Genomic DNA, 633 nt, shown 5'->3' with positions numbered 1-633 from the left:
AACACGCTGTCAGGTTGTTGCCAGTTATCTTCAATTTTACTCAAGTCCATTTTTACGACCACGATTCCCAACACGCCGCCAGCATAAATTATTGGATATGAGTAGTAATAGCCACGTTGGCCGGATGTTGAGCCCAGAGCGTAATATTGGCTGCTTTCACCGCTGATGGCTTGTTTAAAGTAAGGTCTAAAAGCAAAGTTGCGTCCAATAAAAGAGCGCTTTTTACGCCAGTTACTTGCGGCAATGGTCGTGCCCCATTGATCAATCAAATAAGTGTCTGCCGCTTCAATAACGTTGTTCACCGATTCTAGATAGCGATTGGTGATTTCGAGTTGAGCGCTATTTGAAGGATTCAGTAGAGCTTCAAAAAGAGGATCATCTTTGGCTAAAAGATTGGGGATATGGGCGTATTTATCGAGCTTATTTTTGATGTGGCTAGAAAATTGTTCGAGCTGTGATTGGTGTTTATCTAGCAAAGATTGATAGCTGTGTTGCCACACCCAGCGCCCGCCCACAATGGCGCACAGGAAATATAAGGCGAAAAAAATCAGTAAAATACGATTTCGTTGAGACATCCTTGCATTCCTATTACACGTCCTTTTTATGCCTTTAGAAATGTTAATGGGTTGTAGG

General features: G+C 42.5%; 1 protein-coding gene. It reads right to left on the bottom strand.

All coding sequences use genetic code 11. The annotated features are described in order from the left end of the window. On the bottom strand, nucleotides 1–575 hold a 575-nt coding region (locus R7190_RS28440), incomplete at its 3' end, for a cache domain-containing protein (protein ID WP_411978099.1). Nucleotides 576–633: the final 58 nt, after the last annotated feature.

This window comes from Vibrio sp. 1078-1 (assembly GCF_033340475.1).
The sequence above is the reverse complement of the archived record's forward strand: the minus strand, read 5'-3'. Positions and strand labels throughout refer to the sequence as shown.